The following is a 9911-nucleotide window of genomic DNA, read 5'->3' as shown; positions in this document are numbered from 1 at the left end:
CTTCTGGACGATCTCTTCCGGTTTGTGTCGCTTGATTCCCATTTTTGGTCCTCCGTTTTTCTCATCATAAGGGTGGACCAACTTATTGGGGGAGGATCACTGCTGCCTAATAGGGCATCTTCATTTGCCTTAAGTTTGGCAAGAGTATTTTCGCACTCGTTTTGTGCTGAATATATTTCTTTTACAAACAATTCACCCAGACTAGAAGCGTATTCTGCCCACTTGAAACTCCAAGGGTAAGAATAAGTAACACCGACAACACCATTCTCATTAAGAATGATCATTTTTTCAGCCCGTTGAGGAGCTGTTAAGACCACTTCACCTTCCTTTTCTTGAGCAAATGCTGTCTGCAAGCAAAGAAATGCCAATAGTGCAATAAGATATAAACCCTGCCTAATAGTCATGTATCTCCCATTATTTGTTGTATTCATATTTCACTAGATTCGATCAATCAGATTGAGACTGCAGGCTAAATGTACCTGACTTGGCTCATTCCGTTCGGATGAATGGCTGCGTATCATTGCCGTATCTTACTTATAGGTCATTTGCGCGACGAGGGTGAAGCGCTCTTTAAGTTGCCGTGTACTCGACCACTTCACGATGGTCTCAAGACCGATTACATCACATTGATAATGGCTAGGCTGATGTTCAATCACAATGCGCCAGAAATTGGTTAAATCTATTACCTGACTCCCGTTAAACCCTGGCTGTTTGATCGTTTGGTATTGCTTCCATTGATCACCAGTCCCTGTGAAAGACCCAGCGTATTGCGATGTAACTTGGTGATAAGGATAAAGCTTCAGATCGAAGTTCATCAATTGTTTGTAATCTGTCATCAAGCAATCATACGATAAACACTCAGTTTGGTGGCTCATAATCTTATTTTCTGCTTTTGGCCGAAAGTAGACCGTGGCGAGATTTGGTTAGCTCAACCAGACTGAATGGCAGTTAACGACCCAAAGCGGTCATTCGTTTGAGACTAAATCTAAAATCCCTTTGGGAGATTATTTTTGTTACTTTGGCGGATAATAATCTTATTTGCCGGGGCAATCTTCCCAATCATGATGATCGGCATACCCTTGATACCATTCGCCGTCTTCTATTTGCCACATTTCAAGAGCTTTTGAGTCATCTTTGCTCTCATCTTTGAATGTTAATCTAAGTAAAACAGTACATCTGAAAAAACTCCGCCCATTCGGAAAAACGGCCCAATTGCAGTCACATATCTTTTCCGGTTCAACACTCGAAATCTTGGTGTCAGACAATTTTTTCGACCAGATTTTTTTCCAGCTTTCGTATGGCTGTCTATATTCTGGTACTTTTGTTTCATAAAGTCGTCTTAAATCATTCTTAACAAAAGCCTCATATCGCTCCCTAACTCTTTCCTTTAGCCGCTCCTTATCTGGCATGACATCCATGCCAGGGGATGACTCGTCTGAGGGCTTAAGATCATCCAAAACATCAGAATGAGCATTCGTAATAGTGAAAGTTGCAATTCCAAACACCACACAAAACACGAATTTGCACATTTGTCCGAGCCACAACATGCTTAGTTCTCCCAAGGGCGTGCTAATCAGAATACACCTCCTTCTATGTAAAGCTTAGACGATAGCAATGAACTGAGATTGATTTCGATCAAATGAAGAAGACTAAGGTGATTGGCAAGGTCCGCTTCTGGCCGAAAGCGGTCGTTGAAATGCTAGTCTCATTTGTGTGCTTGGATAACCCAAAAAATATCACAGGGGTACACGAAAGGGCGCACTAGACTGTCAATAAAAAGAAAAAACGCCTATGTATCAAATACATAAGCGCTGTATATGGCGGAGGGGCAGGGATTCGAACCCTGGATGGGCTATTAACCCATGCCGGTTTTCAAGACCGGTGCATTCAACCGCTCTGCCACCCCTCCGGCAAGTCGTGCAATATAATGAATTTCGCTGCAATTTTCCAGTTTCTTTTTCAGTTTTTTGTAGATGCTGTCTGTGTAACGCTGCCATGTTGACCTTTTGGGCGCTATACTTTGAGAAGAATCATGCTCGAATTCATTCACGCAGGACAATAATGGCCAAATTGCTGATCGTGGAAGATGACCCCTCTACTCGAATTATTCTTGAGGCAATGCTTAATAAAGCAGGTCATGAGACACAAACTGCTAGCGATGGAGTGTAAGCCCTACCGCTCTTAGCGAATCACGAGTGGGATATACCTGATGGTGCGAACTCCAGTCTCGGATTTGGAATCGGCACTATTCAGTCGTTCATAGATGGAGTGACGGATGAGTATGTTGATGGAGGTAACAGGCTTGCAATGAGAAAAATCGTCACCTAGTGATTTCCTAACAGAGACGAGATTTCCTACTAATTAGTGTATCTTCATTATGGTATAGCCTTCAGCTTTATTGCTATGATTAATCGATAAAGCCAATACGAATGGAGAGGCTGCTCGTTAAATCGGCCAGCACTCACTCCACCACAAGGGAGATGGAATGAAAGCGATGATTTTGGCGGCCGGAAAGGGCACCAGGGTACAGCCAATTACCCACGAGATTCCAAAGCCGATGATCCCGGTGATCAACCAGCCCGTCATGGAACTGATTATCTCCCATCTCAAAACACACGGTTTCAGCGACTTTATTGTTAACGTTAGTCACCTTGCTCAGCATATCGAGGATTACTTCAAGGATGGCAGCCGTCTCGGCGTCAACATGGCGTATTCATGGGAAGGCCATTTTGACGGTGACGAGTGGGTCGGGCAGGCAATGGGTTCTGCTGGCGGTATGCGCCTGATCCAGGATCGTACCGGCTTTTTCGACTCGACCTTCGCCGTACTGTGCGGCGACGCGGTGATTGATGTTGATTTCAGTGAGGCGCTCGCCTTCCATCGTGAAAAAGGCTCGATCGCTACTATTATTATGAAGCAGGTACCGCGTGATGAGGTAAGTAGCTACGGCGTGGTCGTGACCGATGATGATGGCCGCGTAGAGTCCTTCCAGGAAAAGCCCGCTCCCGAAGAGGCGAAGAGTGATGTGGTGAATACCGGTATCTATATCTTTGAACCGGAAATATTCAATTTCATTCCATCCGAGGGTGAATATGACATCGGTTCCGAGCTCTTTCCGGCGCTCGTCGAGGCTGGCGCGCCATTCTACGGGGTAACCCTGCCGTTCCAGTGGATCGATATCGGCACGACTCCCGATCTGTGGGATGCTACGGAGATGGCGCTCAACAACGAGATTCACGGCTTCACGATTCCAGGTGAGGAGGTCTCGCCCGGTGTTTATACTGGTGCCAACGTGTTGATTGAAGAAGGTGCAGACATCAAGAGCCCGGTCTATATCGGTGGCTCCACCGTGATCAGGAAAGATGCAGTTGTCCACGGGCCGGCGTTGATACATTCCGGTTGCGTGATTGAGAGTGATGCAGAAATCCGCAATAGCATCGTCTGGCATCACACGCGCATATCGGGTGGAGCGACACTCGATATGAAAATTGTTTTCGGTCCGCACTGTATTGATTTCGCGGGCAATGTCGTACACCTTGGCGAAGGCGGTTTCGACTGGCTCATCAGTGATGTGCGCAGTAAATCCGTCAGCGAGTCACCCTTGAAATAAATTTGTCTGCAGAAGGCTTACATGAGTGAATAATCCAAGTCAGAGAAACTCTCAGTTGTTATCTTTATCGATGCATTGGGCTGGGAAGTATTGTGCGGGCGCAAGGGCCGTGGCACGCAACCTCGCGATTAATGTACGGGATTTCGGTCCCGGAGTGCTGTTTTCGGTTTCTGGCTAGGCATGGCGTTACCCCAGGGAACGACTGATTTCAGTCTTGCCGTTACTGCTGGAGATGGAATCGGATGATATTGATGCGGCGACTGCATCAGCTCTAGGCATGTCATCGCATGACTGGTCTGCAGCAGTAGATCGATTTATAACCTTTTGGCACAAATATGCCTGATAGTATGGAATGCAATAAAAATGAAAGTAGAGAAGTATGACATCACCGCAACTGATAGCTGGTCGGCACTGAAGAAACTCACCCGGTCGATTAGTGAACTTCGTATCAGTGAACTCTATGCCGCAGACAACAGCAGGGTAGAGAAATATTCACTCAAATGCGCTGGCGTCTACCTGGACTTCTCCAAGAACCTGGTAGATGAAAATGTCAGAAGAGCACTATTGGACCTGCTGTCTGAATCGCCTTTCGAAGAGCAGCGTGAAGCGATGTTCCGCGGTTATGCAATCAATACCACCGAACAGCGTCCGGTATTGCACACCGCGCTCCGTTCTGACAAGCAGATGCTTGCCGATGATGGTCTCGAGAACCTTGGTACACAAATCGAGGCGCAAAAACAGCATATAAAGGAAGTCAGCGACAAGATCCGGTCCGGTAACTGGCGCGGTTCCTCCGGGAGGCAGGTGACAGATGTCATCAACCTGGGTATCGGTGGTTCAGACCTCGGTCCCCGCATGGTATGCGAGGCACTCAAGGAGTTTGCCCATCCATCGGTACGCTGTCACTTTGTTTCCAATGTTGATGGTGAGTTGATCAACTCAACGCTTAAGAAACTCGATCCGGAAACTACCCTGGTTATCATTTCCAGTAAAACTTTTACCACCCAGGAGACCTTGCTGAATGCGAATACTGCGGCTGCATGGTTTCGCGAACACCTCAGTTTGGAAAATCCCTATGCAACATCACATTTTATCGGTGTGACTGCCTCGCCTGAGAATGCCATCAAGCTGGGTGTGCTGGAAGAGAACCTGCTAGAGTTCTGGGATTGGGTTGGTGGGCGCTACTCGCTGTGGTCGACCATCGGCTTGTCAATCGCCATCTCTCTTGGTTACGAACGCTTTGAAAAACTGTTGAATGGCGCGAGAGAGATGGACAGGCATTTCAGGTCATCACCAGCGGATCAGAACATGCCCGTCATCATGGCGCTGCTGGGGTTGTGGTACACGGATTTTTTCGATGCCGAAAGCCAGGCTGTGATTCCCTATTGCCAGCGTATGGTCGAATTCCCCACCTATCTTCAGCAGCTCGACATGGAGAGTAACGGAAAGTTGGTCATGCATGATGGCAGTGCAGTTAACTGCAAGACCGGGCCGATTGTCTGGGGGCAGACAGGCACCAATGGCCAGCACAGCTTTTTTCAGCTTCTTCACCAGGGAAGCCACATGGTACCGGTCGATTTCATCGGTGTACTCAAGGACAAAATGAGTTCGCCAGATCACCACCGTGTTCTGCTTGCCAATATGCTGGCACAGTCAGCGGCGTTAATGCAGGGCAAGCAGGCAGAAGAAAGCGAGCCGTACAGACATTACCCGGGGAATCGCCCGTCGAATGTCATACTGATGGATGAGCTCTCGCCGTATACACTCGGCGCACTGATTGCTCTCTATGAGCACAAAGTGTTTGTTCAGGGCTGCCTGTGGAATATTAACTCCTTCGACCAATGGGGTGTTGAACTTGGCAAGGTTCTCGCTGACAAGCTGTTGAGTGAAGAGAGTGACAAGTCGGATCTCGACGATTCGACTCGTACATTGCTTGCTGCTGTTGATGCCACGCTTTAGCAGGTATGGTGTTTTAACTAATGTTTATATCTGGGTTTGCTTGCCCAGCTGAATTGAGAAGGGATCTCGCACTATGCTGTTACCAGTCATCATGGCCGGAGGATCTGGCTCACGTCTGTGGCCGTTATCGCGCCAGTTGAATCCTAAGCAGTTTCTCGCCGTAACCGATGAGAAATACTCCATGCTGCAGTCTACCATTCTGCGCTTGCAGGGGCTGGATGTTGCACTGCCGAGACTGATCTGTAACGAGGAGCATCGATTCCTTGCTGCAGAGCAACTGCGACAGCTTGACATGGAGGAAGCGAATATTCTGCTTGAGCCGGTTGGACGCAATACTGCACCGGCAATCGCGCTGGCTGCATTGACAGCGGTTGAACAGGATGATGATCCAATCATGCTGGTACTGGCTGCAGATCACCTGATACACGATGTTGATGCCTTCCAGCTCAGTATCAAGGCTGCATTGCCACAGGCAGAGGCTGGCAAGCTGGTGACATTCGGTATCGTACCGAGCAAGCCCGAAATCGGCTACGGTTATATTGAGCAGGGTGATGCACTGGAACAGGGTGGCTTCGAGGTCAGCCGTTTTGTAGAAAAGCCCGATCTGGAAACTGCACAGGAGTATCTTTCCAGCGGCAGTTATTACTGGAACAGCGGTATGTTCATGTTCCGCGCCAGTCGCTACCTGCAGGAGCTGGAGGCATTCAGCCCGGATATCCTCAACACATGCCGGGATGCGTTAAAAGGTTCATCACAGGATATGCACTTTACCCGTGTTGATGATGCTATTTTTTCCACCTGTCCTGCCGATTCTATCGACTACGCGGTCATGGAAAAAACTGCCGATGCAGTCATGGTTCCGCTCGATGCCGGCTGGAGTGATATTGGTGCCTGGTCAGCCTTGTGGGAGGTGAGTGAAAAGAACGGTGACGGCAACGTTCTTAAGGGGGATGTCATTCAGCATGACAGCAACAACTGCTATATCCATGCCGACAGTAGCCTGGTGACTGCCGTTGGTGTTGATGATCTTGTTATAGTCCAGACACTTGATGCTGTGTTGGTCGCGCATAAAGACAAGGTGCAGGAGGTCAAGAAAATCGTCGAGCAGATCAGCAGTGACGGGCGTCACGAGCATATGAACCACCGCGAGGTGTATCGCCCGTGGGGTGAGTATGACTCAATTGATTACGGCGAACGTTACAAGGTCAAGCGAATCACGGTAAAACCGGGTGCCAAGCTCTCGGTGCAGATGCATCATCATCGCGCTGAGCACTGGGTTGTTGTCAACGGAACCGCAAAGGTAACCAACGGAGAGGAGACTTACCTTGTATCAGAGAACGAGTCAACCTATATTCCAATCGGCCAGGTACATGCGCTTGAAAACCCCGGTGTAATTCCACTGGAACTGATCGAGGTTCAATCTGGTACCTACCTGGATGAGGATGATATCGTCCGTTTTGAAGATCGTTACGGTCGCGCTTCTGAATCCGGGGAAGGCTGACTAATGAATAAGTTAATCGGCGACCTGATGGAGACATCCGGTGTCGGCTTCGGTACAAGCGGTGTTCGTGGGCTTGTCGAGCAGATGTCGGATGAACTCTGCTATGCTTATTCCGCCGCTTTTCTGCAGGCTGTATCGAGTAACGGGGAAAAGTTCGGGCATGTTGTGCTCGGCCACGATCTACGTCCCAGCAGCCCCGCAATCGCACGTGCCTGTGCAACGGCAATTACCGACGCCGGTCTTGAGATTGTCTATGCAGGCGCCCTGCCTACACCGGCACTGGGACTCTACGCAGCCAAGACAAATTCTCCTGCAATTGTCGTCACAGGCAGTCACATTCCTTTTGACCGCAACGGTATCAAGTTCTATCGCGCCGAAGGTGAAATCACCAAGGCTGACGAAGGAACGATACGCAATGCGGTAGTCACTATTCCGAATCAGTTCGAGGTAATTGAACTTCCGCCGCTCTCACGCGAAGTTGGGGATGACTATACATCCAGGTATCCGGACTATTTCGGCGATCAGTCGCTGGTTGGCATGCGTGTCGCCGTCTATGAGCATTCCAGTGTTGCGCGCGACCTGTTGCATACAACTCTCGATAGTATGGGGGCAGAGGTTATTTCACTGGGGCGTACCGACCAGTTCATACCTATTGATACCGAGGCTGTACGCCCCGAGGATATTGAGCAGGCTCACTTGTGGGCACAGGAGAATAATTTTGATGCACTCCTATCCACAGATGGTGACGGAGACAGGCCACTGATCGGCGACGAGAAGGGCAAATGGTTTCGTGGTGATGATGTCGGCGTCCTGTGCGCAGGCTACCTGCAGGCGAATATCGTGGTAACTCCGGTTAACAGCAACACCTCGGTCGAGAAGTGTGGCTGGTTTGAAAAAGTGGTGCGCACGCGCATTGGCTCACCCTACGTGATAGAGGGAATGGACACATCTGCAGCTGAGTACAAGGGTGTTGTCGGGTACGAGGCCAACGGTGGCTTTCTACTCGGAAGTGATATCGAAAGAGAAGGGCGTACCTTGACCGCTCTGCCAACCAGGGATGCACTTCTGCCGATGCTGGCACTGCTATGCATGGCAAAAGAGAAAGGGCTGCTGTTGTCTGAATTGCCAACGACCCTGCCATCAAGGTTTACGGCCAGTGACAGAATAGAGAACTTTCCAACTGAGCAGAGCCACCGCTTGATCGGGAGTTTGCAGAAAAACCATGATCAGGCCGCTGCATTGCTTGCGCCTGGGTCAGGCACTGTTGCTGGTGTAGACCTGACAGATGGTTTAAGGGTGACATTTGAAAGCGGCGTGATTGTTCATTTGAGGCCATCTGGGAATGCACCCGAACTGCGCTGTTATGCCGAAGCTGATACACCTGAACGCGCCAATGTACTTTGCCAGTCGTGTCTTTCACGACTAAAGGTATCTGCCAATATACCTGGTTAGCTGAAGAGAAATAAAAAAATGCCATGTCGCACACACCTCTATATGCGACACGGCGATAAACCCGGCAAGCCGGATTAAGCCTCTTTTGGGGTTAACGGGACGAGTGAGGCTTCAACCTCGTCCTTCAGGGGAAGTAGTTGCTCATCCATGACACCGATGATGCCGACTGCGCCATCACCGTGCTGGAATAGGATGCCGTGAAACTGCTCACGTCCCATCATGCTGGCTCGATCTACCTCGGCGCCCGGCATGAAAAACAGTGTTACCGGACCTGATTCACCATCAAACACGATGTGCAAACTCGTGAGGTTTTCAAGTTCACATTTGCTTGCATGACGCATGCGTTCCGTCAGCACCTCCGAGATTCGGATGCCATATTCATCCAGTAGCGGCCGTAACTTCTGTTGTGGAAATTTGGTGCGAATGTGTGTGACTTCCATGTGATCATAGAGGTGATCCATCATGCTTTCGGACAGCGCAGGTTCGGGTTGTAGCAACAGGCCGAAAACGACCACCATGGCGGCGACAAAACTGGCGGCAATGGAGTAGGCGGGCCTGAGCGCAGATTTGAACCATGAGGATTCCTCTTTGGCATGCTCCTCATCCATTTCCTGAGGGATCAGTTTGAGGCTCTCCGGGTCAAAGTCACTTTGAAGTCGCATGGCATCCTTGAGCTGTGCATCAAAATCAAGATATTCCTCCCTGATCTTGTGCAGCTCTGAATCCTGCATCGCTTCAACAAAGCGCTCGTCCTCGCTGTTGGGATCGATTACACACTGTTTTCTGAATTCGATCTCATTCATGGATACAACCTCGCTACATTCGAACTTTGTGTCTCTGTCAAACTGCCCTTGACCTTCTGCTTGGCGCGAAACAGTCGCGTCATGACAGTATTTTCAGGCAGGTCCATCGTCTCGGCAATTTCCCGACAACTCATGCCGTGTATTACCTGCATTACCAGCGGTTCCCTGTAGTCAATCGGGAGGGCCGCGATCGCCTTTCTCATAATGCTGATCTCGGTCCGGTTTTCCGGTTCAGAATCAGCGCTTGCTGTTACCTGGGTATTGTCGATGTCCACAAGATCAAACTGTTTACGCTGGAAACGCCTGGCATTCTCGTTCCTGACGATGGTCAGTAACCGGGACTTGGCAACGCTTTCGTCTTTTAATTGATCCAGGTTTTTCCAGGCTCTTGCGTAAGCTTCCTGCACAACATCCTCTGCTGTGTGATGGTCTTTTGTCAGCCACAGTGCAAAACGATGAATATCTTGCGCGTAGAGGTCGACAAGTCGTTCGAATTGCCTCTTTTTCTTCTTCATGACTCTGTTTTCATCGTTTTTCTCCATATCTCAGGGAAGGAGACACAGCCAACCGGGATTTTCTTTCACAC

General features: G+C 49.4%; 9 protein-coding genes and 1 tRNA gene. 4 read left to right on the top strand and 6 right to left on the bottom strand.

Annotated elements, in window-relative coordinates; translation table 11 throughout:
- The 4 genes from BOW06_RS03535 to BOW06_RS03520 all read right to left on the bottom strand — a co-directional run.
- Nucleotides 1–431: hypothetical protein (locus tag BOW06_RS03535; protein ID WP_143557079.1), on the bottom strand; the 431-nt coding region annotated here is incomplete at its 3' end.
- Nucleotides 432–530: 99 nt separating this feature from the next.
- Entirely contained in the window at nt 531–836 is a 306-nt protein-coding gene (locus BOW06_RS03530; protein WP_078452768.1) for a hypothetical protein, read from the bottom strand.
- A gap of 198 nt (nt 837–1034) precedes the next feature.
- Complete coding sequence (locus BOW06_RS03525; protein ID WP_043115295.1) at nt 1035–1547, bottom strand: hypothetical protein; 513 nt, start codon at nt 1545–1547, stop codon at nt 1035–1037.
- A gap of 271 nt (nt 1548–1818) precedes the next feature.
- A tRNA-Ser gene (locus BOW06_RS03520) sits at nt 1819–1909 on the bottom strand.
- Nucleotides 1910–2485: 576 nt separating this feature from the next.
- On the opposite strand from BOW06_RS03520, the gene BOW06_RS03515 reads away from it, so the two are divergent.
- The 4 genes from BOW06_RS03515 (at nt 2486) to BOW06_RS03500 (ending at nt 8522) form a co-directional block, all read left to right on the top strand.
- A complete protein-coding gene (locus BOW06_RS03515; RefSeq protein WP_078454251.1) occupies nt 2486–3610 on the top strand; it encodes a nucleotidyltransferase family protein in 1125 nt (374 codons plus the stop codon).
- A gap of 363 nt (nt 3611–3973) precedes the next feature.
- Nucleotides 3974–5569: a glucose-6-phosphate isomerase gene (gene pgi, locus BOW06_RS03510; protein WP_043115297.1), complete on the top strand. Its 1596-nt coding sequence runs from the start codon at nt 3974–3976 to the stop codon at nt 5567–5569.
- A gap of 73 nt (nt 5570–5642) precedes the next feature.
- A complete protein-coding gene (locus BOW06_RS03505) occupies nt 5643–7070 on the top strand; it encodes a mannose-1-phosphate guanylyltransferase/mannose-6-phosphate isomerase (protein ID WP_043115298.1) in 1428 nt (475 codons plus the stop codon).
- Between the two features lie 3 nt (nt 7071–7073).
- The gene (locus tag BOW06_RS03500) at nt 7074–8522 is read left to right on the top strand and encodes a phosphomannomutase (RefSeq protein WP_078454252.1); all 1449 of its coding nucleotides are present in this window, start codon (nt 7074–7076) and stop codon (nt 8520–8522) included.
- A gap of 74 nt (nt 8523–8596) precedes the next feature.
- Here BOW06_RS03500 and BOW06_RS03495 read toward each other — a convergent pair whose 3' ends face one another.
- Together BOW06_RS03495 and BOW06_RS03490 are read right to left on the bottom strand one after the other, a co-directional pair.
- Nucleotides 8597–9325, bottom strand: coding sequence for a DUF3379 family protein (locus tag BOW06_RS03495; protein WP_043115301.1), 729 nt, complete (start codon nt 9323–9325; stop codon nt 8597–8599).
- Complete coding sequence (locus tag BOW06_RS03490; RefSeq protein WP_230208712.1) at nt 9322–9840, bottom strand: sigma-70 family RNA polymerase sigma factor; 519 nt, start codon at nt 9838–9840, stop codon at nt 9322–9324. The genes BOW06_RS03495 and BOW06_RS03490 overlap by 4 nt, the downstream gene beginning before the upstream one ends.
- Nucleotides 9841–9911: the final 71 nt, after the last annotated feature.

The organism is Solemya velum gill symbiont (genome assembly GCF_002020255.1).
GTDB lineage: Bacteria > Pseudomonadota > Gammaproteobacteria > Chromatiales > Chromatiaceae.
The sequence above is the reverse complement of the archived record's forward strand: the minus strand, read 5'-3'. Positions and strand labels throughout refer to the sequence as shown.

What these genes read in the sequence shown, in the direction of transcription:
- pgi (WP_043115297.1), top strand. Translation starts at nt 3,974, where the DNA reads ATGAAAGTAGAGAAGTATGACATCACCGCAACTGATAGCTGGTCGGCA.
- BOW06_RS03495 (WP_043115301.1), bottom strand. Translation starts at nt 9,325, where the DNA reads ATGAATGAGATCGAATTCAGAAAACAGTGTGTAATCGATCCCAACAGC.
- BOW06_RS03525 (WP_043115295.1), bottom strand. Translation starts at nt 1,547, where the DNA reads ATGTTGTGGCTCGGACAAATGTGCAAATTCGTGTTTTGTGTGGTGTTT.
- BOW06_RS03490 (WP_230208712.1), bottom strand. Translation starts at nt 9,840, where the DNA reads ATGAAGAAGAAAAAGAGGCAATTCGAACGACTTGTCGACCTCTACGCG.
- BOW06_RS03505 (WP_043115298.1), top strand. Translation starts at nt 5,643, where the DNA reads ATGCTGTTACCAGTCATCATGGCCGGAGGATCTGGCTCACGTCTGTGG.
- BOW06_RS03515 (WP_078454251.1), top strand. Translation starts at nt 2,486, where the DNA reads ATGAAAGCGATGATTTTGGCGGCCGGAAAGGGCACCAGGGTACAGCCA.
- BOW06_RS03500 (WP_078454252.1), top strand. Translation starts at nt 7,074, where the DNA reads ATGAATAAGTTAATCGGCGACCTGATGGAGACATCCGGTGTCGGCTTC.
- BOW06_RS03530 (WP_078452768.1), bottom strand. Translation starts at nt 836, where the DNA reads ATGACAGATTACAAACAATTGATGAACTTCGATCTGAAGCTTTATCCT.